This is a genomic window from Arthrobacter sp. JSM 101049 (assembly GCF_041679245.1).
Classification (GTDB): Bacteria; Actinomycetota; Actinomycetes; order Actinomycetales; family Micrococcaceae; genus Arthrobacter_H.
Genome location: NZ_JBGFFC010000001.1, coordinates 591851 through 617911, shown reverse-complemented (window position 1 = coordinate 617911; position 26061 = coordinate 591851). Strand labels below are relative to the sequence as shown.

The following is a 26061-nucleotide window of genomic DNA, read 5'->3' as shown; positions in this document are numbered from 1 at the left end:
GGTGGGGTGCGAAGCGCATCGTTAGGCGAGGCTTCTGCACGGACACAGGCCGCTGACCCCACGACATCGAGAGATGCCCACGGTCAGGACAGATCTCCCCGGATTAAGGGGTGGTCCCAAGCGGCTTCCGGTGAACCGGATACGCCCTGCAGTGCTGAAGCCCGGACGTGGGGCGCTCCATTTTGTGGAAGCGCGGTATCGGACAGGGGCCGGCCGCGCCCGGCTGGCCGACCAGGGGGAGGTGACCCGCACATGGACGACGGACCTTCTCCAGCGCCCGCCACCACCGCGGGCCAGTGCCATTCCCCTGCGCCGAGCGCAGCCACCACCTAGCCGCCCGGGAGGGCCGCACACCGGAGGGACCCCGGACCATGAAGCAAGACGACACCCTGGAAACCGCTGCCGTCAGCGACGCCCTGAGGCAGGCGCTGAACCGCAAGGACCTGGCCGCCGCAGCCGACGTCGTCGCCGGGCTGTCGACCTCGCAGGCCCTGGACGAGATGGAGCGGTTGAACAGCCGAGACCGCGCCGTCACCTACCGGCTGCTCGGCAAGGACCGGGCGCTGGCCGTCTTCGAACGGCTCGACGCGACGCTGCAATCCGAACTGGTGCAGGGGCTGCAGGACGCCGACGTCGCAGAGGTCTTCGCCGGCATGACACCCGACGACCGGGTGGCGCTGCTGGACGAGGTGCCGGCAGCAGTGGCCCGGCGGCTGCTGCTGGGCCTGTCGGTCCGCCAGCGCACGCTCACCAATGCCGTCCTGGGCTACGGCCAGGGATCCATCGGGCGCAGCATGAGTCCGGAATTCATTGCCATGCACCCCTGGAACACCGTCGAGCAGGCCCTGGCCCGGGTCCGTGCCGGCCTCGATGACGCGGAGACGGTCTACACGCTCCCCGTGGTCGACTCGGGCCGGAAGCTGGTCGGGGTCGTGAGCCTGCGGGACCTGCTGCGGGGCGGCCCCGGGGACCTCGTGGGCTCGGTCATGGCGGTGCCGGAATCGGTGCCGGCGACCCTCGACGAGGAATCGGCGGCCCGCAGGTGCGCCGACCTGAAGATCCTGGCCCTGCCGGTGGTCGATGCCGAAGACCGGCTGCTGGGGATCCTGACGGTCGACGACGCACTGCAGATCCTGGAGGACGCCGAGTCGGAGGACGCCGCACGGACCGGCGGCAGCGAGCCGCTGCGGCGCCCCTACCTGTCGACACCCGTCTGGGACATCGTGAAGTCCCGGGTGGTGTGGCTGCTGGTCCTGGCCATCGGGGCCACCCTGACCGTTCAGGTGCTGGCTGTCTTCGAGGCGACGCTGGAGCAGCAGGTGGTGCTCTCCCTGTTCATCCCGCTGCTGATCGGCACCGGAGGGAACACCGGCAACCAGGCTGCCACGACGGTGACCCGGGCCCTGGCGCTCGGCGACGTGCGGACCCGCGACATCTTCAGGGTCCTGGCCCGCGAAGTCAGGGTCGGTGCGACGCTGGGTCTGCTGCTGGGAGCGGTGGGCCTGTTGCTGGCAGGGCTCTTGTATTCGCCGGCCCTCGGATGGGTGATCGGGTTGACGCTGCTGGGCGTCTGCACCCTCGCCGCAACGGTCGGAGGCATGATGCCGCTGTTGGGCAAGGCACTGCGCGCGGACCCCGCGGTCTTCTCGAATCCCTTCATCAGCACCTTCGTCGACGCGGCCGGACTGGTCCTGTATTTCCTGGTCGCCACAGTGGTTCTGCGGCTCTGACTAGGGCCTGCCCAAGCGGTGTCCGGCCCATGTAGGGACCCTGTTCGCTGCGGCCCCACGATGCTACGGTGGGCTCACGGACCCAGTAGTCACGCGGCGAAGGCGTTGCGTGGGAAGGAGTTTCCCCATGGCCAATCGGGCAGGTTCCAGCGGAATTGATGCCACGTTGTTTCGACAGGAAGGTCCGTGGTGCACGGCCTTCGTAGACGCCTCACTCGGCACGACGGCGGCACAGGAGGCCGCCGATCTCCTGCCCGACAAGGTCACCCAACTCCTGAAAAGCCAACAAGCCAGCGAGGCCGACATCGAGGCCATGCGCTCGGCACTGCGTCCGGCCGTCGGACGGCCCGCACCGGTCTCCCGTTTCGTGGCCGTGGCCGCCGGGAAGGTCGTGCTCGACGAGATCGTCCAGGGCGTGCGGACCCAGACACCGCAGGTCGAGTGCAGCGAATTCCCCAACCTCGTGCCCCTGGCCCGCGCCCATGGGGGACAGTTCCCCTATCTCGTGGCCGAGGTTGGCCGCGACGGGGGCGAAGTACGGCTGCGCCACTCCGCGGTTGCCGGAGTGGCGGAGGAATACCGCATCGTCGGAGACCGGGAGGAAGCCCACCACGCCCGTCGTGTCCCGGGCCGCTACGACGAATCCAAGAACCAGCACCAGACCACGGAGATCTGGCGGCGGAATGCCGATGAGATCGCCCGGCTCGTCGACGAAGTTGCCCGGGACACGCGGGCCCGGCTCATCGTCCTGGCCGGCGACACGAAGGCCCGCGAACTGGTGCTCTCGCAGCTGGCCGAGCCGACGCGGGCACTGGCCGTCACGCTTGACCAGCACACGCGCACCGGCGGCGCCGATCCCGTCGCGGTCGAAAAGGAGGTCGAGGCGCGCGTGGCACAACTGCTCGCCGACGACATCCGCGATCTTTCCGAGCGCATCGGGAACCAGGCCAACGCGCCCCAGCCGGGGGCCGTGCTGGGCATCGATGAGGTGGTCTGGGCGCTGCAACAGGGCCAGGCCTCCACGGTCGTCGTCGCAGAGTTCCAGGATGAGCACTCCTTGCTGGCCCTTGCCGGGGAACCCTGGGTGGCCGCAGAGGGAACCGACGTCGAGGGCGCGGGTGCCCTGGGATCCTGGCCGGCACCCGAGGTTCTGCTCCGCGCGGTCGCGATGACCGATGCGTCGATCCGCTATGTCCCCGCGGGGGTGCTGCCCGACGGTGCCGGGATCGCCGCGCTGCTGCGCTGGCCCAAGGGCGCCGCCGCCTGATCCCCCGTACCGCAGCGGGAAGGCCAGCCGGCCAGCGGTCGGGCCGGCCTTCCCGCGAGGGGCATCCTAGTCCTGCAATGCCTGGGCGATGGCGTCGATGTTCGAGCCCATCCAGGCGAGGTAGTCGGTGCCTTCCGGGAGCGTTTCGGTGAACTCCACCACCGGGACGCCGGCTGCCTCCGCGTCTTCGCGGACGGCCTCGGTCTGCGGCCCGCTGGTCTGCGCGTTGTAGGCCAGCAGGGAGATCTTGCCCGAGGACAGCTTCTCATCGAGCTCCTTGAGGAGCAGCGGCGAGACGTCGCGACCGGCTTCGATGGCACCGCTGAACCCCTCGGGCGTTCCGTCGGCCAGGCCCGCCGAAGTGAGCAGGTAAAACGGCACCGGTTCGGTCATGGCGAATTCCTGCCCCTGGCCGTTCTGGGCCAGGTGCTGGAGCCTGGCTTCCAGCCCGTCGATCCCGGCAGTGAATGCCCCGGCATTGGCCGTGAAGGTCGCCGCTTCGTCCGGTTTCAGCTCGCCCAACCGGTCGGCCACCTCCGTGGCGACGGCAGCGGCGGTGGGCAGGTCGTACCACACGTGCTCGTTGAAGGAGGCGTGGTCGTGTCCGCTGTGGCCCTCCGTTGCAGGGCTGGCGCCGTGCGTCTCGTCGTCATGGGGGGCCTCGTCGGCGTGGATGGTCGGGGAGAGGTCCACGGCGGTGATGATGGATGAAGGCTCTGTTCCGAGATCCTGGGTGAGCGTGCCGATGAACGGGTCGTAGCCGCCACCGTTGGCCACGACCAGATCCGCGTGGGAGAGCGTGAGCTTGTCCTGCGGTGTGGCCTCGTAGGAATGCGGATCCTGGGATGCCCGGTTGATGATCGACTCGACGGTCACCGCGTCCCCGGCGACCTGCTTGACGATGTCCCCATAGGCGTTGGTCGAGGCCACCACGGTGAGCGCATCGGCCTCGCCGGTCTCACCGGCCGGGGCGTTGTCCCCGCAGGAGGCCAGGCCGAGGCCGAGCAGGAGGACGGGGATGATGGCGAGCCGGGAGCGCATGGGGGCCTTTCGGGCGGAGGAGTTGACTTCCATAGCCTAGGGCAAATGAGAATCATTTGCATCTTGAAGGATGAGGGCGTCCCGCGCGTCGTCGCCGGGATCGCGCGGCGTGCCCACCGGACGGCCCGATCCCACGGCCTTGACCACGGCGACGGCCACGGCCGTGGTCACCGGGATGGCCAGGACCAGGCCGATGGAACCGACCAGGATGTGGGCCACCTCCTCGGCCATCTGCCCGGAGGTGAACGTGTCGAGCAAGGGCCGGTCGTACAGGCTCACGAGTACCAGTACCGGCAAGGCGGCGCCGGCATAGGCGAACGCGATGGTGTAGACGGTGGAGGCGATATGATCCCTGCCGATCCGCATGGCCGCGGTGAACAGCTCGCGCGCCGATGAACCGGGAGCCAGCTCCGCGAGTTCCCAGACGGCCGATGACTGGGTGATCGTCACGTCGTTGAGCACGCCGAGCCCGGCGATCAGCAGCCCACAGAGCAGCAGGCCCGACAGGCTCAATTCCGGCACCGTCGTCGTCAGGGTGTAGCTGCTCTCGTCCCCGACGCCGGTGAGGTAGGCGGCATCGGAGACCCAGAGCGCCAGCGCGGCGGTCACCGCCAGCCCGAACAGCGTCCCGAGCAGGGCCGTGGAGGTCCGGGCCGAGAAACCATGGGCAAAATACAAGGCGCCGAACATGATCACCGTTGCGCTGACCAGCGCAACGAGCAGCGGCGGCCGTCCCTCCACCAGCGCCGGGAGCATGAAGTAGCCGATGAAGGCGAACCCGCCCACCAGGCCCAGCAGTGCCCGGAAGCCGCGCCAGCGGGCCACCAAGCAGACCACGAGGGCGTAGGCGATGGCCAGCAGCACGAGCGGGACGGTGCGGACGAAGTCGACGAAAACGTAGGGCGCGGCGATGGCGGTCGAGGCCTCGTGCAGGTCCAGGAAGCGGATCTTGTCCCCGGGTTCCAAGGGGCGCGAGGCAATCGTCTCCGGGGGGACTTCCACGGGGACCGGGGCCGTGGCTCCCTCCGGGACCACGTAGGAGACCTGGCAGTCCAGCTCCTTGCCGCCCGCTTCCGCCATGCCCCGGGACGAAGGGCAGGTCTCCTGCACCGTGCGCTCCACGGTCCCGGTTTTCATCGCGACCCCGGAGGCCACCCCGTAGGGGTCGCCGAGCGAGACCCGGTCCGCCGCAGGCCCCGGCCAGAGCAGGAACGTCCCCACGACGGCCGCCAGGGCGGCCGGTACGAGCAGGATGGCCAAAAGTAGGTGGGCCCGCCGGCGGCGGATCGGGTCGGCCAGGATGCGGGCATTCGGATCGTGGCCATGGCTGCCGCCCATGGGGCTCCTCCGGGGTTCAGGGGTGTGCCGTCGACGGCTGTCACGCACCATTCTAGGCAGCCGGGGGCCGGCCGCGGCGAAGAGCGTCCCGCCGGGCGGGTCAGGAACCCAGGTCCTCCGGGCGGGTGAACGAGGTCGCCTGCCCCCGGCTCCGCGCCCACAGCCAGTTCACCAGCCACAACAGGACCCCCAGCCCGACCATGATCCCGGCGATCTGGTACTCGATGGGGTCCTGCGCCCAGGGTCCCACCAGGAAGCCGCAGGTGAGCACCCCCAGGTAGGGCAGGATCCGCGGAGCCCTGAAGTGGTCCCGGTCCACGGGGCGGCGCCGCAGCACGATCACCGCGACGTTGACGACGGTGAACACGCACAACAGCAGCAGGGCTGTGGTCCCGCCCAGGGCCGTCACGGTTTCCTTGCCCATGAAGTTGGTGACGATGGTGACCAGCGCGAAGGCGATGAGCGTCGTGAAGATGATGGAGGCCCAGGGGGAGCGCCTCCGGGGGTGGACCTTGCCCAGGAACCGCGGCAGGACCCCCTGGCGGGCCATCCCGTAGAGCAGCCGGCTGGCCATGAGCATGTTGATCAACGCGGTGTTCGCCACGGCGAACATGGACAGGAACGGGTAGATGACATCCACCGGGATTCCGGGAGCCCCGACGCTGACGACCTCCAGCAGGGGCGTAGGGCTCTCGGACAACCGCCCGATCGGCACCAGGGCGACGGCGATGACGGACACCAGTACGTAGACGACGGCGGTGATCCCCAGGCCGGTCATCATCACCTTCGGGAAGGTGCGCACCGGGTCCTTGGTCTCCTCGGCCATGTTGACCGAATCCTCGAAGCCCACCATGGAGAAGAACGCCAGCGACGTCGCCGCGGTGAGGGCGAGGAAGACGCCCTTGTCTCCCGAAGTCTCGAAGACCATCACGCGACCGAAGTCCGCGTTGCCCTGGGCGGCGGCCCAGAAGCCGATGAGGATCACGATCAGCAGGCCGCTCATCTCCACCAGCGTCAACACCACGTTCAGCTTCACCGACTCGCTCACGCCCCGGAAGTTCACCAGGGCCAGCAGGGCCATGAAGACCAGGGCGATCGCCGTGACGGCCGTCTGGTCCCAGTCGAGGTTGAACCCGGCGATGAAGTTCTCGCCCAGGAACTTGGCCGCCGTCGAGGCCGAGGTGATGCCTGAGCTGAGGACGGCGAAGGCCACGAGGAAGGTGACGAAGTGGATGCCGAACGCCTTGTGCGTGTACAGCGCCGCGCCGGCCGCCTGCGGGTACTTGGTCACCATCTCGAGGTAGGAGAACGCGGAAATGGTCGCCACCGCGAAGGCCAGCAGCAGCGGTGCCCACGCAGCGCCGCCGATCTCGCCGGCGACCTCACCGGTCAGCGCATAGACGCCGGTGCCCAGGATGTCCCCCACGATGAACAGCAGCAGCAGCTTGGGGCCGATCGTGCGCTTGAGTTCCGGTTGCCCCTCGGTGGTGGTCGTGCTGCCCATGATCGCTCTCCGTCCGGTTGCCGTCGCGGCGTCGTCACCGCTGGACGGCAGGCCGGAGAGGCCCAGCTCGGGAACTCCGGCCGATCCGGCAGCGGATCGTCTTCACCCTGCCGTCAACGTAACATCCGGGCCGGGGGATGTCGTGGGATCGGGTGGCCCCGGTATTCAGCCGTTGCCGTAGGGCCGGCGCAGATCCGGCAGGTGCTCCCCGGCATCCGACCACCCGGCGATCCAGGGGCCCGTGCCCTCGGACTGGTCCACCACGCCCTCCTCGGCCCACGCATAGTCCCCGGCGAGGACCTTCCGGGCCAGGGCGGCATCGCCGTCGTCGGTGTTGTCCCAGAGCTCGGTGAACAGCCGCTCGACGCGCCCGCGCGATTGCCTGCAGAACGCCTCCGCCAGTTCCCGCGCCGCATCGGCATGCTCCGGTTCTGTGGCGCGCAGCAACGCCGCGCGGGAGACGCAGGCCGACATGGCGAACAACTCCGCCCCGATGTCCACCACGCGGCCCAGGAACACCTGGCGCGTTTCCAGCCCCGCCTGCCAGCGGGCCATGCCCGCGAACGTGTGCCGGGCCAGCCGGCGGCTGGCCCGCTCGACGTAGCGCAGGTGGGTGGCCAGGGTGCCGGCACCGGAATACGACGTCGGTACCATGCCCGGACCGGCGGCCAGGGTCGGCAGCCACTTGGCATAGAACCCCGAGGCGCCGGCCGCCGCGCGGGCCTTCTCCGACAGCGTCGCATCGGCCCGGGCCAGGTCGCCGGCCGCCTTCAGGTGGGCGTCGACCGCCTCCCGGGCGATGAGCAGGTGCATGATCTCGGTGGAACCCTCGAAGATCCGGTTGATCCGCAGGTCCCGCAGCAGCTGTTCGGCGGCCACGGCCCGTTCGCCGCGGGCGGCCAGCGAATCGGCGGTCTCATACCCGCGGCCGCCGCGGATCTGGACCAGCTCGTCGGCCATCCGGCAGGCCATCTCGCTGCAGAAGAGCTTGGCCAGCGCGGCCTCGATCCGCACATCCTTCATCCCGGCATCGGCCAGCGCGGCGGAGAGCTCGAAGACGGACTCCACGGCGAACGACGTCGCGGCGATGAACGCGATCTTCGAGGCCACGGCCTGGTGTTTGCCGACCGGCCGGCCCCACTGCACGCGTTCGGCCGACCATTCACGGGCGATCTTCAGGCTCCACTTCCCGGCGCCGGCACAGAGGGCGGGGATCGACAGCCGCCCGGTGTTCAACGTGCTCAACGCGATCTTCAGCCCCTGCCCCTCCCGCCCGAGCAGGTTCGCGGCCGGCACCCGGACCTGGTGGAAGCGGGTCACCCCGTTCTCGATGCCGCGCAGGCCCATGAACGCATTGCGGTTCTCGACCACCAGGCCCTCGCTGTCGGCCTCGACGACAAACGCGCTGATCCCGCCGGGGACCTCCGCTCCATCGGGACCGGCGTGGGGCAGCACGCGGGCCATCACCACGACCAGCTCGGCCACGGCGCCGTTGGTCGTCCACAGCTTGACCCCCTCCAGAAGGTAGGAGTCGCCGTCGGCCGACCGCGTCGCCGTCGTGCCCAGGCGGGCCGGGTCGGAACCGACGTCGTTCTCGGTCAGCAGGAACGCGGTGATCGCCCCGGCGGCGCAGCGGGGCAGGAACTGCCGCTTCTGCTCCGCGGTGCCGAACATCTTCACCGGTTCGGGCACCCCGATGGACTGGTGGGCCGAGACCAGTGCCCCGATGCTCGGGCTGATCGTGCCCAGCAGCATCAGTGCCCGGCCGTAGTACGCCAGCGACAGACCCAGCCCGCCGTACTCGACGGGGATCTTCATCCCGAAGACCCCCAGGTCGGCCATCGTGGCGATGTACTCGTCGGGGATGCGGGCCTCGCGCTCGATGAGCCGGCCGTCGAAATGCACGACGGCGGCACGCAGCTTCGCCAGGAAGGCCTCCCCGCGCGAGGTCTCGTCGGGGGAGGGGCGGGGGTGCGGTTGGATGAGCCCGAAGTCCACCCGGCCCAGGTACAGGCCCTGGGCGAAGCTGGGCCGGGCAGTGCCCGCGTCCCGCGCCGCCTCGGCCACCGCACGGGCGGCCTTCTCGTCGATGGTGGTGCTCTGATCGGTGGCGCCCATGGACACTCCCCTGTGACCTCGGCGTGCCGCCGGCCGCGCGGTACACGGGTACCGGGACCGCCGCAGGACGGAGGCCCACACGCTGTCCCCCTAGGCTACGCCGCGCAGGCAAGGGGTGCCCCGGTGGGCTTGGCCACAGACGCACCGCGCTCCCGGTTGCCTGAAACTTCATGTGACATCATGGGACCCATGACCGAAACCCGCTGGCTGTCGCCCGAGGAACGCGAGTGCTGGCTGGCCCTGATGGCCGTGTCGATGCAGCTGCCGAGCCTGCTGGACAGCGACCTGCACCGGCAGGCGAGGATCACGCTGTTCGACTACAACGTGCTGGCCATGCTCTCCGAGGCCGACGACCACCTGCTGCCCATGAGCGAGCTGGCCGGACGGACGAACTCCTCGCTGTCCCGCCTGAGCCACGTGGTCAAGAAGCTGGAGGGACGCGGGTGGGTCGAACGCTCGCAGAGTCCCGTGGACGCCCGTGTCACCGTGGCCCATCTGCGCGATGCCGGCATGGAGATGCTGGTGGGCCTGGCCCCGGAACACGTGGGCTCGGTGCGCCGGATGATCTTCGACGGGCTGACCGATGAGGATGTGGCCGACCTGGCCCGCATCGGCCGCAAGGTCGTCGCCCGCATGGACCCGGAGCACTGGATCTTCCGCTGACCCGCCGCCCCGCCCGTCCCGGGAGGGGCCACGGCGAGTCGGTCCCGGAAGGGGGCACCGGCGTCGTGCCCTGCATTTTGAGTTCGGCCGTCCGGCGATTAGGATGGTAACGCGTTAAGTCACGTGCCCGTCGTGGCGTGTCCCATCAGGGGCAGGTCGTTCCGGGGGCGTGGTTACCCGTAAACCGAATAACGCGGACCAGCCGAGTAGGGAAAAATGCTCAACCGGGACGCTGTATTCACCGTCTTTCGCGCAAGTAAGGCGCTTCGGTTGGTTCTCACCCAGCCTGGTTACCTTCGCACGTCGCAGTAATTCACGGTGTCACAACTGGTGGCGGGACTCTTCAACGCAGGTTCAGAGGCAGCAACACCGCGCTGTGATCTGTTTTATCGAGTACCGCCAATATTTACTACTACTGAGGAGTGATCATGGCAGCTGTATGCCAGGTGACCGGTGCAGTTCCGAACTTCGGACACAGCATCTCCCACTCGCACCGCCGCAACAAGCGTCGGTTCGACCCGAACATCCAGAAGAAGCGCTACTGGGTTCCGTCCCTGCGCCGCAATGTCACGCTGACCCTGTCGGCCAAGGGCATCAAGACCATCGACGTCCGCGGCATCGACCGCGTTGTCGCCGACCTGCTGGCGAAGGGTGTGAAGCTCTAACATGGCAAAAGCACAGGATGTACGCCCCATCATCAAGCTGAAGTCGACTGCCGGGACCGGGTTCACCTACGTGACCCGCAAGAACCGTCGTAACAACCCGGACCGCATGGTCCTGAAGAAGTACGACCCGGTTGTCCGCAAGCACGTCGAATTCCGAGAGGAGCGCTAAACACATGGCTAAGAAGTCCAAGATTGCTCGCAACGAGCAGCGCAAGGTCATCGTGGAGCGCTACGCCGCGAAGCGTGCCGAGCTGAAGAAGACCCTGGTCGACGAAAACGCGACGGACGAGGCACGCGAAGAGGCCCGCCTGGGCCTGCAGAAGCTGCCCCGCAACGCCTCGCCGGTGCGCGTGCGCAACCGCGACTCCATCGACGGCCGCCCCCGCGGCACGTTCCAGAAGTTCGGGATCTCCCGTGTCCGCTTCCGCGACATGGCCCACCGCGGCGAACTTCCGGGCATCACCAAGTCGTCCTGGTAACCACCAGCGATTTTCCCCCGAGGGTCCCTTCCGGCAACGGAAGGGGCCCTCGGGCGTTAACGGGCAGCCACCGCCCGATGGGCTATTTCGTCGGTGCCACCAGCCACGCCCACAGGCGGCGCCAGGGCCCGGGCCGGGCGACAGGTTCCTCGCCCGGCGCGTCCGCGCGCGGGGCCACGCCCGCCGCGGTGCGGCGTTCGCGCCAGCGGCGGACCTCCACGTCGGGGTCGCGCACGGCGGTGATGACCGGTGGGCCTCCGAGTAGCTGGCGGCGGGCCTCGCGGATCCGCGCATTGAAGTCGGCGACCACCTCGCGGACCTGGGCCTCGCCCGGCAGGGCGTCGAGGGTGTCGTCCATCGCGGCGTCCTCGGTGCGCAACAACAGGGCCGGGGGCCCCACGCCGCTGATCCGCTCGCGCTGCATCAGCGACTTCAGCCACCAGTCGGGGTCGGTGGAGGACAGCGACGGAAGCGGCTTACCGGCATAGGCCAAGTGGTCGAAGTCCCCGCGGGCGATCGCCCGGTCGATGCTCGGATTGGCGATCTGCCAGGCCTCGTCGGTGGCGTGGAAGACCGGCGGGGCCTCGGCCGGGCCCTGTGCGGCGATGCCGGCCCGACCGGCTTTGGCGCGGAAGACCGACCCGGAGCGCTGTTCGTAGTCGTCCACCGGGGGCTCCGCCTGGGCGGCGTCCTGGGCATCCCGGTAGCGGGCCGCGTGCAGCCGCGCGGCATCGTGGTCGGGGGAGGGTATTTGCACCATGGTGGCCACCGCCTCGAATCGGGGTCTGGGACCAGAATACCGGGCCGTCCTTGTGGGCCTCAAGGCCTCCAGCTGTACCGGACGCCGCTGCCCGTCGGGGCGCTGAAAACGGCCGGGGGAGCCCGAAAACCGCCAAAATCCGGGGAAAAACCAAAAAATTCCGGCCAAACGCCGCGAAACTGGGCGTGTCAGTCGGTGAGGGCTGGTAGTTTCCTTCTCAGTAGTCCCCGCATCCGCAGGGCAACCCGGCCGCATTCGGCCGGGCAGGTTACAGTCCAGGAGGAAATACATTGGCTTTGAATCGTAGTGAACTCGTTGCAGCCGTCGCCGAGAAGACGGGCAACTCCCAGGTCGCAGTGAACTCCGTGCTGGATTCGGTGTTCGAGACCTTCGTCGAGCAGGTCTCCCAGGGCGAAAAGGTGTCCATCCCGGGCTGGCTCGCCGTCGAGCGCACCGACCGTGCCGCCCGCACCGGCCGCAACCCGCAGACCGGCGAGACCATCCAGATCCCGGCCGGCCACTCCGTGAAGCTGACCGCCGGCTCGAAGCTGAAGGCTGCCGTCTCCAAGAAGTAGACCCGCACCCGTGGATCCGAGGGTCCGTTCCGCCACCGGCGGAACGGGCCCTCGTTCTATCTGGCCGACGACGCTCAGGACAACGCTTCTACGTGGCGTAGAATTAGTGCTGCGTGCGCCCGCCTCCACCGTCCGAACGGACGAATGCAGCCCCCGCCACGGCGAACTCCACGGAACCGAAGGAAGACCATGCACCGCTCCCCAGACCATGCCAGCAACGTCCACGCCGTTCCGGTCGCAGCCCGGCCCGGACTCGGCGCCGCGAGCCGGACCGTCCTGGCCGCAGCCGCCGCAGCCCTGCTGACCGTGCTGGCGCTCATCGTCGCCCCGTCGGCGTCGGCCCATGATTCACTCATCGGATCCACTCCGGACAACGGGGCCACGGTTACCGGGGCACTGGACTCCGTGGAGCTGAGCTTCAGCGGCGAGCTCAAGCCGATCGGCAGCGAGGTCAGCCTCAAGGACGCGGACGGCGCGCAGCACGATGCAGAGGCCTCGGTCAGTCGCAACGTCCTGACGGTCGACTTCGGGCAATCCCTGCCCGCCGGCAGCTACACGCTCACGTGGCGGGTCGTCTCCAGCGATGGCCACCCGATCGAGGGGACCACCGCCAACCAGCAGGCCTTGGCCTTCACGGTGGACGGAGGCGCCGCGGCGTCTTCCGGGCCGGCACCAGCGGCATCCACCGCCGCCTCGCCGTCGTCCACGACCGGCCAGACCCAGCCCACCATGACCGGCTCGGCAGCCGCATCCCAGCAGGACGACGGCGCCAGCGGACTGCCCACGGCAGTCATCTGGATCATCATCGCCGTGGCCGTCGTCGCGGCCGCAGCGATCGTCTTCGCCAAGGCACGTCGACAGGGCGGCCCGGGCCAGTAGGCGACCCCGAGGCCGGGGCGTGAGCCAGGCCACCGGGGCCGTCCACGAACGGTCCGAAGTGAGAGAATGAATGGCATGGAAGCAGGGTTGAAGCAGTGAGCCGCAGCGTATTGCCTGGCCGGGACACGACTATGCCCACGCCCCCCGCACCCACGTCGCCGGACGCGCGCCGGGGGGCGTCGCGGCTGTGGCAGATCCTGCTGATTCCCGCCATCCCCGTCGCCTTGCTCGTCCTGGTCATCGCCCTCGAGTTCTCCGGGGCCGCCCAGGGCACCGAGCTCGGGGACCCGGGGGCATTCACCCGCTGGTCGCTGCCCATCGCCACCCTGATCCACCACACCTCCATGGCCGTGGCCATCGGCGCCCTGGTGTTCGCCGCGACCGTGCTGCCCCGCTCGACCAAGCCGCACCGCTCCCGCAAGGGCTCCAAGGACACCGACGGCGGAGCCGAACACCCCGCCTTCGCCCGGGCCATGAACGTTGCCGCCGGCGCCGCCATCGTGTGGACACTTGCCGCGGTCGCCGTGCTGGTCCTGACCTTCTCCGATGTCGCAGGCCTCCCGCTCTCCCTGGACGCGGCCTACACGGACTCGATGAAGGACTACATCCTCAACATCTCGCTGGGCCAGGCCTGGTCGTGGATGATCGTGATCGCCGCTGTCGTCAGCTCCCTGGCCTTCGTGGTCCGTTCGCCGGTCGGCGTCGGGCTCAGCGCGGTGTTCTCCCTGTTCGGCATCCTTCCGCTCTCGCTCATCGGCCACGCCGCAGGTGGAGACGACCACTGGGGGGCAACGAACGCCATCCTGCTCCACCTGCTCGGCATCTGCCTGTGGGTCGGCGGAATCGCCGTCCTGGCCTGCGTGGCCCCGTTGCTCGGCTCGGCAGCCCCGGGGCGGTACCGCTCCACGCGCCCGGTGCTCGCCGGCGTCGTCTTGCAGCGGTTCTCGGCACTGGCCACCATCTCGTTTTTCGTCGTCTTCGTCTCCGGGGTGATCAGCGCCTATGTGCGCATGAACCACTGGGACCAGTTGCTCAGCGGCTACGGCATCCTGGTCATGACCAAGGCCGTGCTGACCCTGGGGCTGGGGGCCTTGGGCCTGGCGCACCGGCGCTGGGCCATCCCGCGGCTGCTCTCCGGGACGGTGTCGGCCACTGCGACCGCCTGGCGCATTGTCGCGGCCGAAACGCTCGTCATGGCCTCCACCATGGCCGTGGCGACCGCACTGGCCCGCACGGCGCCGCCGGTGCCCGAGGAGCTGCCGCCGGAAGCAACCCCCGCGCGGATCCTGACCGGCTACGACCTGCCACCCGAACTGGTTCCCTCCAGCTGGCTGACCGTCTGGCGCGTCGACTGGCTGTGGCTGGCCATCATCATCTTCCTGGCCATCGCCTACCTGAGGGGCATCCGCACGCTGCGCCGGCGCGGCGACTCCTGGTCGGTGCTGCGCACCGTGTCGTGGTTCGTCGGGCTGGCGGCGCTGTACTACATCACCTCGGGGGCCCCGGCCGTCTACGGCCAGGTGCTGTTCTCCATGCACATGGTCGGGCACATGGCCCTGACGATGGTCGTGCCGTTCTTCCTGGTGCTCGGGACCCCGATGACCCTGGCCCTGAAGGCCCTGCCCAGCCGCACCGACGGCACGCGGGGACCGCGTGAATGGCTGCTGGCCGGCATCCACTCGTGGTTCTCCAAGATCGTCACGCACCCCATCTTCGCCGGGGTGAACTTCGCCGGCTCGATCATCCTGTTCTATTCGACCGACCTGTTCCACTTCGCGATGGCCGAGCACACCGGGCACGAGTTGATGAACCTGCACTTCGTGCTGACCGGCTACATCTTTGCGTTGAACATGATCGACGGCGATCCGCTCCCGCGGCGTGCCGCGTATCCGATCCGGTTGGTGCTGCTGCTGGCCACCATGAGCTTCCACGCGTTCTACGGCGTTTCGCTGATGGGCAGCGAACAGCTGATCCAGGCCAGCTGGTTCGGCAACATGGGCCGGCCGTGGGGCGGCACGCCGCTGGAAGACCAACGGCTCGGCGCCGGTGCGATGTGGGGGATCGGCGAGGTGCCCACGCTGCTGCTGGCGCTCGGCGTCGTGCTGACATGGAGCCGTTCCGACTCCCGGGAAGCAGTCCGGAGCGACCGCCAGGCCGAACGTGACAACGATGCCGAGCTGGAGGCCTACAACGCGATGTTCTCGCAGCTGAAGGAACAGGACCGGAAGGTCGAGCGCAGTGGACGCTAAGCCCCCGGGCCGGACCCCGCCCCCAGGAGTCCGCGCCCAGAAGACGGCCCTGCTCGTCGCCCGCTGGCTGGCACTGGTGGTGGTCGTCATCGCCATCGTCATCGCCGTGACCAGCTGCAGCTCCACAGGCTCTGCGCAGCAGACGACGCCCTCGAACCCGCACGAGGGCTCCGGATCCGCCTCGAGCTCCGCGGCACAGGACCCGGCGGGACAGAGCCCGGCACCGACGGGACCGTCGGCGGAGGCCGTCGCCGCGGGCATCCAACGCGCCGCCTCCTACAACTTCACACTCGCCGCGGTCGCCTCGCCGCAGGACCTGGAGGCGCTGCGGGCCGCGCCCCAGGACACGCTGGAGGGGGCCACCGTGGACCCGGCCGCCTGCCGTGCCGCCGTCCAGCAGCTGAACTGGTCCCCGGCGCAGCTCGGCCAGGACGCGGCCCGCACCGACTTCGCAGCCCAGGGCGTGGAGGCAACCGGCTCGATCGAGGTCGCCCGGATCACCGACCGGGCCGCCCTGGATGCGCACTACGCCACCGTGGAGCAGATGCTGGGGGACTGCGCCGACGTGAGCCTGTCGATCTCCGGGTCCGACGTCCCGCTGCGCAGCACGACGCCGGACCTGCAGTCGAAGGCCGTCGACTCGGCGCTGCTGTGGAGCCGGGCCGCGCAGGGCAGCGACCTGCGGCAGCAGGCGCTGGTGCTCATCGGCGAGCGGGACGGCTACGTTGCCATGGTCTCGTTCATCGCCACCGACGGGCTCGATGACGGGAAGTTCGCCCAGCTGGCCGAGGGAATCCTCACCTCCACGCTGGACGACCTCGCCTGAGCCGTCGTCGTACACCGTCATCCGTCCGCGGGACGGGAACATTCCCGTCCATAATGGGGTTGAGACCCTTACGTCAGCCGACAACCCACGGGAGCCGTTTCATGAGTGCAGATTCCACCGCCACCGAGTCCGTCCGGGCCGCCTACAAGGTGCGGGCCTCCGACCTGGTGGGCCGCAACTGGCTGAACACCGGTGGAAAACAGCTGGGGCTGGGCGACCTGCGCGGCAAGATCGTCATCCTCGATTTTTGGACCTTCTGCTGCATTAATTGTCTGCACGTGCTCGACGAGCTGCGCCCGCTCGAGGAGAAGTACTCCGACCTTTTGGTCATCGTCGGCGTCCACTCCCCGAAGTTCGAGCACGAGGCCGACCCGGTCGCCCTCGCAGCCGCCGTCGAGCGGTACGAGATCGCCCACCCGGTCCTCGACGATCCCGAGCTGGAGACCTGGCAGGCCTATTCGGCGCGGGCCTGGCCGACGCTGGTGGTCGTGGACCCCGAGGGGTACATTGCCGCCCACCTCTCCGGCGAGGGCCACGCCGCGGGCCTGGAGTCCCTGGTCGAGGAGCTGGTGGCCGAGCACGAGGCCAAGGGCACGTTGAACCGCGGCGACGGGCCCTACGTCGCCCCGCCGGCCCGCGAGGGCGACCTGCGCTTCCCGGGCAAGGTCCTGGCCCTGGCGGACGGCACCTTCCTGGTCGGGGATTCCGGACACCACCGGCTCGTCCAGCTCGACGGCGACCTGGCCACCGTCATCCGCACCATCGGCTCGGGGGAGCGCGGCCACGCCGACGGCACCGCCGACACCGCGGCCTTCAACGAACCCCAGGGCCTGGCCCTGCTGCCCGCAGACGTGGCCACCGTGGTCGGCTACGACGTGATCGTCGCCGACACCGTCAACCACCGGCTGCGCGGCGTGGACCTCGCCACCGGGAACGTGACGACCGTGGCCGGCAACGGCATCCAGCGCCTGCTCGACGCCGAGACGGCCCGCGCCGCCGGCGAGGCCGCGAACGACCCCGACGCCTGGGTCTGGGACCTCGGCGCGAATCCGCTGCAGACCTCGCTCTCCTCGCCCTGGGACGTGCTCTGGTCCGCCGCCTCCTCCCGGGTCATCGTCGCGATGGCCGGAACCCACCAGATCTTCGCCTTCGATCCAGTCTCCGGCGCCCTCGACGTCTTCGCCGGCACCGGGCTCGAGGGCCTGCAGGACGGGGCCCCCGGGCAATCCTGGTTCGCCCAGTCCTCGGGCCTGGCCGACGACGCGGACGGCAACATCTGGGTCGCCGACTCCGAGACCTCGGCGCTGCGCGTGCTGCGCCTGGACGAGGCCGGATCCGTGGCCTCCGTGGAGACCGCCATCGGCATCGGCCTGTTCGACTTCGGCTTCCGCGACGGCGAAGCCGCGCAGGCACGCCTGCAGCACCCGCTCGGCGTCACCGTGCTGCCCGACGGCTCCGTGGCCGTCGCCGACACCTACAACGGGGCCGTGCGGCGCTACGACCCGGTCACCGGCACCGTCTCCACCCTGGCCCGCGACCTGGCCGAGCCCTCCGACGTGCTGCTGGACACCTCGCTCGACGGGGACCCCGTCCTGCTGGTCGTCGAAACCAACCAGCACCGGCTGGTCCGCCTGCCGCTGCCGAAGGAGGCGCTGAGCGTCGACGAGGGCGCCGCGCAAACCCAGCGGCCCCAGACGCCGGTGGCCCCCGGCACCCACCAGATCACGGTGCGCTTCGCCGCCCCGAAGGGCCAGAAGCTCGATGACCGCTGGGGGGACCCGACCCAGCTGAAGATCTCCTCCTCGCCCGAGGACCTGATCCTGGCCGGCGGCGGCACCTCCACGGGCCTGAACCGCACCCTGGAGCTGAACCCTGAGGTCTCCGACGGGGTCCTGCACATCACCGCCCGCGCCGCTGCCTGCGACGGCGAACCCGGCGGGGCGATCCCCGACCACGCCGCCTGCCACCTCTACCAGCAGGACTGGGGCATCCCGGTGGTGTTGGAGCACGACGCCGACAGCGGGCTGACGCTGGACTTGCGCGGCCTGGACTGAGGCAGCCCGGCACCCACGAACGGCGGGACACCCTGGGAGGGTGTCCCGCCGTCGTGCTCTATGCGTCGCAGCGCGCTCGACGACCGGCACATCACGCAGACCAGTGACGCGGACCATGGCGAGCCCACGGCTCCCGGCGTACGCTTAGCATTGCTAAGCAACTAATTCCTCGCGCGACGCGACCCGCCGCCACGGATGCGAGACCAGGAGCACCATGGCCCCCCACCAGCCACTTCCAGCCACCGACGACGACGACCTGGCAGCGCGGCTGCGCGTGGCCATCATGCGCGTCTCGCGCAGGCTGCGCGTGGAGGTCGGGGGCGGGACGGTTACGGCGGGGCAGTACTCGGTCCTGGTCGCCCTGTGGCATGAACCGCGCACCCTCGGGCAGCTGGCCGCCCGCGAACGCGTCCAAGCCCCCTCGATGACGCGCATCGCCAAGGCCCTGGAGGAGCAGGGCTTCATCCAGCGCACCAGCCACCCCGACGACGGCCGCCAGGTCCTGATCGAGATCACCGCGGCGGGACGCGGGGTCGTCGAACACGTCCGGGGCGAGCGCACCGCCTGGCTCTCCCGCCACGTCGCCGACCTGGACGAGGCCGACCGCGCCACGCTCTGCCGCGCCGCCGAGCTGCTCACGGAGATGAACGCCCGATGAGCCAGATGTTCAAGGCCCTCTCCGTGCCGAACTACCGGCTCTGGGTCTCCGGGGCGCTGGTCTCCAACATCGGCACCTGGATGCAGCGCGTGGCCCAGGACTGGCTGGTCCTGACCGTGCTGACCGACAACTCCGGGACCGCCACCGGCATCACCACCGGATTGCAGTTCCTGCCCATCCTCTTCCTGGGCCCCTACGCCGGGCTGGTCGCCGACCGGTACGACAAGCGCAAGCTGCTGCTGGTCACCCAGACCATCATGGGCCTCTGCGCCCTGGTGCTCGGCCTGCTGGTGCTCGCCGGGACCGCCGAGCTCTGGCACGTGTACCTGCTGGCGTTCATCCTGGGCCTGGCCAGCGCCTTCGACGCACCGGCCCGGCAGGCCTTCGTCTCCGAGGTCGTCGGCCCGGACGACGTGCCCAACGCCGTGGCGCTGAACAGCGCCTCCTTCAACCTGGCCCGGCTGGCCGGCCCCGGCGTCGCCGGCATCGTCATCGCCTGGCTCGGCACCGCCCCGGCGTTCCTGATCAACGCCGCCAGCTTCGCCGCCGTGCTGCTCTCGATCTGGAAGATGAAGCCCGAGCTGCTCTACACCCCCAAACCGGCGGTGCGCGCCAAGCACCAGATCCGCGAGGGCATGGCCTACATCAAGGGCCGCCCCGACCTGGTCATGATCCTGGTCCTCGCCGCCCTGGTGGGCACCTTCGGGCTGAACTTCCAGATCACCAACGCCATGATGGCCACCCAGGTCTACGGCGTGGGCCCGGGGGAGTACGGCCTGCTCGGATCGGTCATGGCCGTCGGGACGCTCGCCGGGGCGCTGCTGGCCGCCCGGCGGGGGCGGTTCCGGCTGCGGTACCTGATCGGCGGGGCGATCCTCTTCGGCGTCTTCAGCATCGTCTCCTCGGTCATGCCGCGGTTCTGGCTCTACGCCCTGGCCCTGGTCCCCGTGGGCCTGGCGTCGCTGACGTTCCTGAACAGCTGCAACACCTCGATCCAGCTCTCCGTCGAACCGCGCTTCCGCGGCCGCGTGCTGGCGATCTACATGATGGTCATCCAGGGCGGGACCCCCATCGGGGCGCCGCTGGTCGGCTGGCTCGGCACCGAATTCGGGGCCCGCTGGTCCATCGCCGCCGGCGGGATCATCGCGCTGGCCGCCGGGCTCTGGGCCCTGCAGTTCGTCCGGCGCGGGCGCCTGAACCAGCCGGTGTTCGCCACCGGGGACGGGCAGCCGGCCGTCGACGCCCCGGACGGGCAGGAACCCCGGGGCGGTGCCGCGGGCGAGGGGCGTGCCGCCGGGACCCGGCGCGGGCGCGACTAGGGCGGTTCAGTACCCGACGACCGGGGTCACGGTGACCGAGTCGCCGGAGACCTCCAGCTTGGCCGTGAAGCCGAAGTCGTGTTCGACCGTGTTCTTGGTCTTGGCGCCGGTCATCAGGTTCTGCTCGACCAGGCTCAGCGAGGTGCCGACCTCCAGCGGACGCAGCACCCAGCCGCCGTCGTAGGGACCGACCTCGGCCTCCGGGTAATCCGTGATCTTCCAGTGGATCGTGTCGGCGGAGACCCGGGCCTCGGTGTCGTAGCTCAGCGGGCAACCGGCCGGCTTGAGGACCTGCTGCTTGGCACACTCATCCAGGTACTGGTGCAGCTGCGCGTCGATGTCCTGCTCCAGCTTCTGGGTCGGCTTGGTGGTCAGCGCGAGCCCATCGGTCCCGGCCGCGGACGCGGAGTCGACGACCACCTGGCGCTTGGCGCCCTGGAAGTACTTGTCGCGGTAGCTGGCCTCGACCACGGACGGCAGGAAGACCGGCAGCTTCGCCGTGCCCTTGGCCAGCGGGGCCGTCTCGCCGTTGACCCGCACCTCGTTGGTGGTATCGGCCTTGACGGTGACCTCGGGCAGGTCGGTGGCGGCGAAGGCCCAGCGGTCGAAGAACAGCCAGTCCCTGCCGGTCCGGGTCAGGTGGAAGACCGTCTGGTGCTGCTTTCCGTCGACTTCGTAGGTCGTGGTGACCTCGACCTTGCCGTCGGTGACCTCCCGGCCCGGCTGGACCTGGAAGTCCTCGATGGGTGCCACGGCGGCCTTGAGGGCCTCGTCGTCGAGCAGCAGTGCATTGCCCTTCGGCGCCGCCGGATCCAGCAGGCCCATCGCCTGTTCGCCCTCGCCGGCCTGCAGCATGTCGAAGTAGGTGCTGACCTGCCGCTCGGGCCCGAAGACCTTCTGGTTCACCAGGGTGATGGTCACGACGGCGGCGACGGCGAGGACCATCAGCGCGGCCAGCCACAGGGCCAGGACCCGGATGGACGGGGAAGCGTTTTTCACCTGTTACACGTTACCGGGAATGGACCCGACCCCGTGAAACGGCGACGACGGCGCGATCGGGCTCAGCAGCGCCGGCGACGCCGGGCGCCGGCCGGGACACGGCCGCTAGAACGGGTTGAGCAGCCGGTGCACGAATTGCCGGGTGCGTTCCTCGCGCGGCTCGCGCAGCACGGTATCGGGGTGGCCCTGCTCGACGACGACGCCGCCGTCCATGAAGACCACGTGGTCGGCAACCTCCCGGGCGAACGCCAGCTCGTGGGTGACCAGGACCATCGTCCAGCCCTCCTGGGCCAGCTCCTTGATGACCGTGAGCACGTCCCCGACCAGTTCGGGGTCCAACGCGGATGTCGGCTCATCGAAGAGCAGCAACGAGGGCTTCAGGGCCAACGCCCGGACGATCCCCACCCGCTGCTGCTGGCCCCCCGAGAGCTCATGCGGGTACTGGCCGGCCTTGTCCGAGAGGCCGACGCGTTCCAGCAGCGAGGTCGCCTCCGCGACGGCCTCGGCCTTGGGGCGGCGCTGGACCTGGATCGGGCCTTCGGTCACGTTCTCCAGCACCGTCTTGTGCGGGAAGAGGTTGTAGTTCTGGAAGACCATGGCGCTGCGCGTGCGCAGCGCCTGGGCCTCCTTCGTGCCGGTCGCCGCGGAGAACGTGACGGACGGCCCGCCGGCGAAGGCGACCGTTCCGGCGTCGGGCTTCTCGAGCCCGTTCAGGCAGCGCAGCACCGTGGTCTTGCCCGAGCCCGATGGGCCGATGAGGGCCAGCACGCCGCCGACATCGACGGAGAGGTCGATCGACTTCAGCACGACGTTGTCGCCGAAGGACTTCTGCAACCCGGCCACCTGCAGCAGCGGTTCAGTGGGCGACATAACGGTCCAGCCTTTCCTCGATCTTCGACTGCCCGGCCGACAGCACGAGGCAGAACACCCAGTAGACCAGCGCGGCCTCCAGGTAGAGCAGCATGAACTGCTGGCTGAAGGAAGTGATCTCCTGGGCCTTGCGGAACAGCTCGGTGACCAGGATCAAGGACGCCAGTGAAGAGTCCTTGACCAACGAGATGAAAGTGTTCGACAGCGGCGGAACGGACACCCGTGCGGCTTGCGGCAGGATCAGCCGGCGCAGCGTCTTGCCGCGCGACATGCCGATCGTGTAGCCGGCCTCCCACTGCCCCCGGGGCACGGAGAGGATGGAGGCCCGGATCACCTCGGCTGCGTAGCCGCCGACGTTCAACGAGAACGCAATGATCGCACTCGGCCATGGGCTCAGGGTGACCCCGACCGAGGGCAGGCCGTAGAAGATGACGAACAACTGCACCAGCAGCGGGGTACCGCGGATGACCGAGATGTAGGCGCGGGCGATCCACCTCAGCACCGGATTCGACCCGATGCGCATCAGTGCGATGACCAGCGCCAGGACCAGGCCCAAGACAAAGCTGGCCACGGAGAGGGGGATGGTCCCCGAAAGCCCGCCGAGCACGATCGGCCACAATGAGTCCAGGAACAGTTCCCAGTCGACGTTCATCAGGCCAGCCTATGTCCTGCCGGCTACTTGGAGACGTCCTCGCCGAAGTACTTGTCCGAGATCTTCGCCAGCGTCCCGTCGTCGGAGAGTTCGGCCAGTGCCTGGTCAACGGCCTCGACGAGGTCGTCGCTGCCCTTCGGGAAGGCCAGGGCCGCCTCGGAGGTCTCCTTGGTCTCCGCGGCGACCTTGATGCCGGAGTCCGGGTTGCTCTCCTGGTAGTCGAGGTAGGTCAGCTTGTCGTTGATGGTGGCATCGACGCGGCCCTGCTTGAGCAGGGTGACCGACTGCGCCCAGCCTTCGACGCCCTGGACGTTCGCCCCGGATTCCTTGGCCAGGTCGTTCCAGTTGCTCGTCAGCGACTGCGCGGTGGTCTTGCCCTTCAGGTCGGCGAAGGAGCTGATGTCGGTGTTGTCCGCCGTCGTGACGATCACGCCCCTGCTGATCGTGTACGGGGTGGAGAAGTCGTAGGCCTTCTTCCGCGCGTCGTTGATGGTGACCTGGTTGGCGATGACGTCGAACCGGCCGGCCTCCAGGCCGGCGAAGATCGCATCCCACTGCGTCTCCTTGAACTCGGGCTTGACCCCGAGTTTGTCGGCGACGGCCGTGACCACCTCGACGTCGTAGCCGGTCAGGTCCCCGGTGCCGCCTTCATGGTAGGAGAAGGGCTTGTAGGTGCCCTCGGTGCCCACGGTCAGCACGCCGGAATCCTTGACCTCCTGCAAGGTCAGCCCATCGGCCGCCTGCTCCGAGGGGGTCCCCGATTCGGCAGCGGACGAGCACCCGGAGACGGCGAAGGCCAGGGCGACGGTGGCGGCGGCGAGCGGGAGAAGACGACGGTTCATGGGCAGGTCCTTAGGGTGCGGCGGACATGGTCCGGGATCGACAGGGGCCCCGACGGTGGCCGGGGAAATTGAACGCTAACATCGCCAGCGCCGGCGCGCCGCGGATTATTCCGAAGTACGACGGCGATGCACTACTGCAGGTGGTCCATGGCCTCGCAGGGGCTGGTTCCCGGATCCGCCCGGTGGACGTGGTGGGCCAGGCGCGTGACCAGGGCGCCCAGTGTCTTGGCCTCGTCATCGGCCATCCCGGACAGCAGCTCGGCCTCGGCGACGGCGACCCGCTTCTCGTACGCGGACAGCATCTGCCGGCCACCGGCAGTCGCGATGACCTTGCGGGCGCGGCGGTCCGTCGGATCAGGGACGCGCTCCACGACTCCGGCGGAGACAAGCGCGTCGAGCAAATACGTCAGGACCGTTCGGTCAATGGCGAGATGGACGCCCAGCGCCTGCTGGTTCGGCGGATCCTTGTGCACGACTGCCGATAGCACCTGGTAGCCGCGGATGCCGGAGGGCATGCCCTCGACGGCATCCTCGAAGAGGACCTGGTAGCCGCGCAGCACCATGCCGAGGTTCCAGCCCAAGTCGCCGGGGACCGCCGGTTGCGCGTGCGTCTCCACCGCTTCGTCCACTTCAGCCATGGTGCGATTCTACAACAATGAGGGAGGTTGAACAGATATTCTGTTCACTATATAGTCTGTATAGCATCATAAATGATCGAACCTTTGGAATTGCGGAAGTGCCGGTGGGCCAGGTGCAGCACCAGCGTGAAGTCCGTATCCACCGTGTATTCGAGCGCCAGTGCATGGAGGGTCCCCGGATGAAAAGTGAACAGCCGGTGTCGGCAACGGCGACCATTGGCATTCTCGGAGCCGGCCGCGTCGGCACCGCTGTTGCGCGGCAAGCCCTCAAGGCCGGATACCGGGTGAAGCTGGCCACGTCCAAGCCCGCCGACGAGATCGAACTCCTCGTCGATATCGTCGTCTCCGGTGCCGACGCGGCGGAGGCAGCTGAAGCCATGTCCGCCGATCTCGTGGTGGTGGCCGTCCCACTCCACAAGTACAGGACACTTCACCCGGCCCAGCTGGCCGGGAAGACGGTCATCGACGTCATGAACTACTGGCCGGCAATCGACGGGCAGATCGATGAATTCGCCGACGATCCACGCGGCAGCAGCGAAATCATCGCTGATTTCCTGGCCGATTCCCTGGTGGTGAAATCGCTGAACCACATCGGCTACCACGAGCTGGAGGAAGACGGCAGGCCGTCGGGGGCGGCCGACCGCCGTGCGCTGGCCCTGGCCGGCGACCACGGGGGAGCGAAGTCCGTCGTCGCCGGCTTCATCGACCGTCTGGGCTACGACACCTTCGACGCCGGCCCGCTGGCCGCAGGACGCGCCTTCGGCCCCGGGACGGAGATCTTCAACGGCAGGCACTCGGTGGCGCAGATGGCAACGCTGTTCGCCGGGGCATCGCTCGCCGCGTAGGCGAAATCCACAGCAGGGGAAACGGAGAATGACCATGGAAATCGGCGCCTACAGCTTCGGCGACACCCAGCGCAACCCCGACGGGAGCGAACGAACCACGACGGAGGCCGTGCGAAACCTCTTCGAGGCCATCGTCCACGCCGACGGGGTCGGGCTCGACTACTTCGGGATCGGCGAACACCACACCACCTCGATGCCGGCCTCCTCGCCCGGAACGCTCATCGCCGCCGCTGCCGGTGCCACGCGGAAGATCACGCTGGGCAGCGCGGCCAGCATCATCAGCACCGACGACCCCGTCCGGATCTTCCAGCAGTTCGCCACCGCCGACGCGATTTCCGGCGGACGGGTGGAGATCACCGCCGGCCGCGGTTCATCGGTGGAGACCTTCCCGCTCTTCGGCTACGACCTGCGCGACTACGACGAACTGTACGCCGACAAGCTCGACCTGCTGATGGCGATCAACAACAGCCCCTCGGCCACCGTCGACTGGTCCGGCAAGCGCAGACCGGCCATCCCCGGTCTGGCCGTGGTCCCGCGGCCCGCCAGGAAGCGGCTTCCGATCTGGCTGGCCACCGGCGGCAATGCCGGCTCGTCGGCCCGGGCGGGGAAACTCGGCCTCCCGGTGTCCTACGGCATCATCGGCGGGGCGCCCCACCGCTTCGCACCGCTCGCCGAACTCTACCGGCGCTCGGCGGCGCAATCGGGCCACTCGGGGGAACAGGTCAAGGTGTCCGTGGCCGCGCTCGGACTGGTTGCCCCCACCAAGCAGGAGGCCCTGGACCGGTTCCATCCCGGCTGGCACAACCTCAACGTCGAGATGGGGCGGCTGCGTGGCTGGCCGGCACCGGACAAACGGGACTTCCTCGCCCAGGCGGAGGCACCGGGAGCCTACTATGTCGGCGATCCCGACGAAGTCGCCGAGCGGATCGTGCACCTGCACGGCTACCTGGGCCATGTCCGCCACTTCCTCCAGATGGATATCGGCGGACTGCCCCACGAGCACTTCCTGGAGTCGCTGACCTTGTTGGCCACCGAGGTCAAGCCGCGCGTGGAACGGCTGCTTGCGGCCAGGTAAAGGCCCGCCACGACA

25 protein-coding genes and 1 riboswitch are annotated in these 26061 nt (G+C 69.1%); of the genes, 15 read left to right on the top strand and 10 right to left on the bottom strand.

Going from position 1 to position 26061, the window contains the following annotated elements:
- Nucleotides 1–10 precede the first annotated feature (10 nt).
- Nucleotides 11–181, top strand: a riboswitch (M-box (ykoK) riboswitch).
- Between the two features lie 190 nt (nt 182–371).
- Nucleotides 372–1730: a magnesium transporter gene (mgtE, locus tag AB8M85_RS02915; protein ID WP_372697263.1), complete on the top strand. Its 1359-nt coding sequence runs from the start codon at nt 372–374 to the stop codon at nt 1728–1730.
- A 127-nt stretch (nt 1731–1857) separates the two neighbouring features.
- Nucleotides 1858–2997, top strand: coding sequence for a hypothetical protein (locus AB8M85_RS02910; RefSeq protein WP_372697262.1), 1140 nt, complete (start codon nt 1858–1860; stop codon nt 2995–2997).
- A 66-nt stretch (nt 2998–3063) separates the two neighbouring features.
- Here AB8M85_RS02910 and AB8M85_RS02905 read toward each other — a convergent pair whose 3' ends face one another.
- The 4 genes from AB8M85_RS02905 to AB8M85_RS02890 form a co-directional block, all read right to left on the bottom strand.
- Nucleotides 3064–4038 carry a metal ABC transporter solute-binding protein, Zn/Mn family gene (locus AB8M85_RS02905; protein WP_372697261.1) on the bottom strand — a complete coding sequence of 325 codons (975 nt, stop codon included), beginning with the start codon at nt 4036–4038 and terminating at the stop codon, nt 3064–3066.
- Between the two features lie 36 nt (nt 4039–4074).
- A complete protein-coding gene (locus AB8M85_RS02900) occupies nt 4075–5376 on the bottom strand; it encodes a YibE/F family protein (protein ID WP_372697260.1) in 1302 nt (433 codons plus the stop codon).
- 100 nt (nt 5377–5476) lie between these two features.
- Complete coding sequence (locus AB8M85_RS02895; protein ID WP_372697259.1) at nt 5477–6880, bottom strand: APC family permease; 1404 nt, start codon at nt 6878–6880, stop codon at nt 5477–5479.
- A gap of 165 nt (nt 6881–7045) precedes the next feature.
- On the bottom strand, nt 7046–8998 hold the full coding sequence (locus AB8M85_RS02890; protein ID WP_372697258.1) for an acyl-CoA dehydrogenase family protein: 1953 nt from the start codon (nt 8996–8998) through the stop codon (nt 7046–7048).
- 189 nt (nt 8999–9187) lie between these two features.
- Here AB8M85_RS02890 and AB8M85_RS02885 point away from each other — a divergent pair, with 189 nt between their 5' ends.
- The 4 genes from AB8M85_RS02885 to rpsN all read left to right on the top strand — a co-directional run bounded on the left by AB8M85_RS02885 (nt 9188) and on the right by rpsN (nt 10805).
- Entirely contained in the window at nt 9188–9661 is a 474-nt protein-coding gene (locus AB8M85_RS02885) for a MarR family winged helix-turn-helix transcriptional regulator (RefSeq protein WP_372697257.1), read from the top strand.
- Between the two features lie 428 nt (nt 9662–10089).
- Nucleotides 10090–10326: a 50S ribosomal protein L28 gene (gene rpmB / locus AB8M85_RS02880; RefSeq protein ID WP_372697256.1), complete on the top strand. Its 237-nt coding sequence runs from the start codon at nt 10090–10092 to the stop codon at nt 10324–10326.
- 1 nt (nt 10327) lies between these two features.
- Nucleotides 10328–10495: a 50S ribosomal protein L33 gene (gene rpmG, locus AB8M85_RS02875; RefSeq protein WP_372697255.1), complete on the top strand. Its 168-nt coding sequence runs from the start codon at nt 10328–10330 to the stop codon at nt 10493–10495.
- A 4-nt stretch (nt 10496–10499) separates the two neighbouring features.
- The gene (rpsN, locus tag AB8M85_RS02870) at nt 10500–10805 is read left to right on the top strand and encodes a 30S ribosomal protein S14 (protein ID WP_372697254.1); all 306 of its coding nucleotides are present in this window, start codon (nt 10500–10502) and stop codon (nt 10803–10805) included.
- An 82-nt stretch (nt 10806–10887) separates the two neighbouring features.
- Here rpsN and AB8M85_RS02865 read toward each other — a convergent pair whose 3' ends face one another.
- Entirely contained in the window at nt 10888–11565 is a 678-nt protein-coding gene (locus tag AB8M85_RS02865) for a DUF1992 domain-containing protein (RefSeq protein WP_372697253.1), read from the bottom strand.
- 290 nt (nt 11566–11855) lie between these two features.
- Between AB8M85_RS02865 and AB8M85_RS02860 the strand changes: the two genes are divergently transcribed.
- From AB8M85_RS02860 to AB8M85_RS02830, 7 genes are all read left to right on the top strand, one after another.
- Complete coding sequence (locus AB8M85_RS02860) at nt 11856–12140, top strand: HU family DNA-binding protein (protein ID WP_372697252.1); 285 nt, start codon at nt 11856–11858, stop codon at nt 12138–12140.
- Nucleotides 12141–12329: 189 nt separating this feature from the next.
- Nucleotides 12330–13019, top strand: a complete 690-nt coding sequence (locus AB8M85_RS02855) for a copper resistance protein CopC (RefSeq protein WP_372697251.1) — start codon at nt 12330–12332, stop codon at nt 13017–13019.
- Between the two features lie 131 nt (nt 13020–13150).
- Entirely contained in the window at nt 13151–15268 is a 2118-nt protein-coding gene (locus AB8M85_RS02850; protein WP_372697250.1) for a cytochrome c oxidase assembly protein, read from the top strand.
- Nucleotides 15258–16094, top strand: a complete 837-nt coding sequence (locus AB8M85_RS02845; protein ID WP_372697249.1) for a hypothetical protein — start codon at nt 15258–15260, stop codon at nt 16092–16094. The genes AB8M85_RS02850 and AB8M85_RS02845 overlap by 11 nt, the downstream gene beginning before the upstream one ends.
- Before the next feature lie 101 nt (nt 16095–16195).
- The gene (locus tag AB8M85_RS02840) at nt 16196–18148 is read left to right on the top strand and encodes an NHL domain-containing thioredoxin family protein (protein ID WP_372697248.1); all 1953 of its coding nucleotides are present in this window, start codon (nt 16196–16198) and stop codon (nt 18146–18148) included.
- Between the two features lie 214 nt (nt 18149–18362).
- On the top strand, nt 18363–18806 hold the full coding sequence (locus AB8M85_RS02835; RefSeq protein ID WP_372697247.1) for a MarR family winged helix-turn-helix transcriptional regulator: 444 nt from the start codon (nt 18363–18365) through the stop codon (nt 18804–18806).
- Nucleotides 18803–20125, top strand: coding sequence for an MFS transporter (locus tag AB8M85_RS02830; RefSeq protein ID WP_372697246.1), 1323 nt, complete (start codon nt 18803–18805; stop codon nt 20123–20125). The genes AB8M85_RS02835 and AB8M85_RS02830 overlap by 4 nt, the downstream gene beginning before the upstream one ends.
- Nucleotides 20126–20131: 6 nt before the next feature.
- Here AB8M85_RS02830 and AB8M85_RS02825 read toward each other — a convergent pair whose 3' ends face one another.
- The 5 genes from AB8M85_RS02825 to AB8M85_RS02805 all read right to left on the bottom strand — a co-directional run bounded on the left by AB8M85_RS02825 (nt 20132) and on the right by AB8M85_RS02805 (nt 24126).
- The gene (locus AB8M85_RS02825) at nt 20132–21124 is read right to left on the bottom strand and encodes a hypothetical protein (RefSeq protein ID WP_372697245.1); all 993 of its coding nucleotides are present in this window, start codon (nt 21122–21124) and stop codon (nt 20132–20134) included.
- 105 nt (nt 21125–21229) lie between these two features.
- Nucleotides 21230–21994 carry an amino acid ABC transporter ATP-binding protein gene (locus AB8M85_RS02820; RefSeq protein ID WP_372697244.1) on the bottom strand — a complete coding sequence of 255 codons (765 nt, stop codon included), beginning with the start codon at nt 21992–21994 and terminating at the stop codon, nt 21230–21232.
- The gene (locus AB8M85_RS02815; RefSeq protein WP_372697243.1) at nt 21981–22646 is read right to left on the bottom strand and encodes an amino acid ABC transporter permease; all 666 of its coding nucleotides are present in this window, start codon (nt 22644–22646) and stop codon (nt 21981–21983) included. The genes AB8M85_RS02820 and AB8M85_RS02815 overlap by 14 nt, the downstream gene beginning before the upstream one ends.
- Nucleotides 22647–22669: 23 nt before the next feature.
- Nucleotides 22670–23488, bottom strand: coding sequence for an amino acid ABC transporter substrate-binding protein (locus tag AB8M85_RS02810; RefSeq protein WP_372697242.1), 819 nt, complete (start codon nt 23486–23488; stop codon nt 22670–22672).
- A 131-nt stretch (nt 23489–23619) separates the two neighbouring features.
- Entirely contained in the window at nt 23620–24126 is a 507-nt protein-coding gene (locus AB8M85_RS02805) for a MarR family winged helix-turn-helix transcriptional regulator (RefSeq protein ID WP_372697241.1), read from the bottom strand.
- A 179-nt stretch (nt 24127–24305) separates the two neighbouring features.
- On the opposite strand from AB8M85_RS02805, the gene AB8M85_RS02800 reads away from it, so the two are divergent.
- Nucleotides 24306–24971 (top strand): NADPH-dependent F420 reductase, encoded by a 666-nt coding sequence (locus AB8M85_RS02800; protein ID WP_372697240.1) that lies wholly within the window; start codon nt 24306–24308, stop codon nt 24969–24971.
- A 28-nt stretch (nt 24972–24999) separates the two neighbouring features.
- On the top strand, nt 25000–26046 hold the full coding sequence (locus AB8M85_RS02795; RefSeq protein ID WP_372697239.1) for an LLM class flavin-dependent oxidoreductase: 1047 nt from the start codon (nt 25000–25002) through the stop codon (nt 26044–26046).
- Nucleotides 26047–26061 lie beyond the last annotated feature (15 nt).

Excerpts from the sequence above, each read along its gene's own strand:
- mgtE (WP_372697263.1), top strand. The coding sequence starts at position 372 with ATGAAGCAAGACGACACCCTGGAAACCGCTGCCGTCAGCGACGCCCTG.
- AB8M85_RS02910 (WP_372697262.1), top strand. The coding sequence starts at position 1,858 with ATGGCCAATCGGGCAGGTTCCAGCGGAATTGATGCCACGTTGTTTCGA.
- AB8M85_RS02905 (WP_372697261.1), bottom strand. The coding sequence starts at position 4,038 with ATGCGCTCCCGGCTCGCCATCATCCCCGTCCTCCTGCTCGGCCTCGGC.
- AB8M85_RS02900 (WP_372697260.1), bottom strand. The coding sequence starts at position 5,376 with ATGGGCGGCAGCCATGGCCACGATCCGAATGCCCGCATCCTGGCCGAC.
- AB8M85_RS02895 (WP_372697259.1), bottom strand. The coding sequence starts at position 6,880 with ATGGGCAGCACGACCACCACCGAGGGGCAACCGGAACTCAAGCGCACG.
- AB8M85_RS02890 (WP_372697258.1), bottom strand. The coding sequence starts at position 8,998 with ATGGGCGCCACCGATCAGAGCACCACCATCGACGAGAAGGCCGCCCGT.
- AB8M85_RS02885 (WP_372697257.1), top strand. The coding sequence starts at position 9,188 with ATGACCGAAACCCGCTGGCTGTCGCCCGAGGAACGCGAGTGCTGGCTG.
- rpmB (WP_372697256.1), top strand. The coding sequence starts at position 10,090 with ATGGCAGCTGTATGCCAGGTGACCGGTGCAGTTCCGAACTTCGGACAC.
- rpmG (WP_372697255.1), top strand. The coding sequence starts at position 10,328 with ATGGCAAAAGCACAGGATGTACGCCCCATCATCAAGCTGAAGTCGACT.
- rpsN (WP_372697254.1), top strand. The coding sequence starts at position 10,500 with ATGGCTAAGAAGTCCAAGATTGCTCGCAACGAGCAGCGCAAGGTCATC.
- AB8M85_RS02865 (WP_372697253.1), bottom strand. The coding sequence starts at position 11,565 with ATGGTGCAAATACCCTCCCCCGACCACGATGCCGCGCGGCTGCACGCG.
- AB8M85_RS02855 (WP_372697251.1), top strand. The coding sequence starts at position 12,330 with ATGCACCGCTCCCCAGACCATGCCAGCAACGTCCACGCCGTTCCGGTC.
- AB8M85_RS02850 (WP_372697250.1), top strand. The coding sequence starts at position 13,151 with ATGCCCACGCCCCCCGCACCCACGTCGCCGGACGCGCGCCGGGGGGCG.
- AB8M85_RS02840 (WP_372697248.1), top strand. The coding sequence starts at position 16,196 with ATGAGTGCAGATTCCACCGCCACCGAGTCCGTCCGGGCCGCCTACAAG.
- AB8M85_RS02835 (WP_372697247.1), top strand. The coding sequence starts at position 18,363 with ATGGCCCCCCACCAGCCACTTCCAGCCACCGACGACGACGACCTGGCA.
- AB8M85_RS02830 (WP_372697246.1), top strand. The coding sequence starts at position 18,803 with ATGAGCCAGATGTTCAAGGCCCTCTCCGTGCCGAACTACCGGCTCTGG.
- AB8M85_RS02820 (WP_372697244.1), bottom strand. The coding sequence starts at position 21,994 with ATGTCGCCCACTGAACCGCTGCTGCAGGTGGCCGGGTTGCAGAAGTCC.
- AB8M85_RS02815 (WP_372697243.1), bottom strand. The coding sequence starts at position 22,646 with ATGAACGTCGACTGGGAACTGTTCCTGGACTCATTGTGGCCGATCGTG.
- AB8M85_RS02810 (WP_372697242.1), bottom strand. The coding sequence starts at position 23,488 with ATGAACCGTCGTCTTCTCCCGCTCGCCGCCGCCACCGTCGCCCTGGCC.
- AB8M85_RS02805 (WP_372697241.1), bottom strand. The coding sequence starts at position 24,126 with ATGGCTGAAGTGGACGAAGCGGTGGAGACGCACGCGCAACCGGCGGTC.
- AB8M85_RS02800 (WP_372697240.1), top strand. The coding sequence starts at position 24,306 with ATGAAAAGTGAACAGCCGGTGTCGGCAACGGCGACCATTGGCATTCTC.
- AB8M85_RS02795 (WP_372697239.1), top strand. The coding sequence starts at position 25,000 with ATGACCATGGAAATCGGCGCCTACAGCTTCGGCGACACCCAGCGCAAC.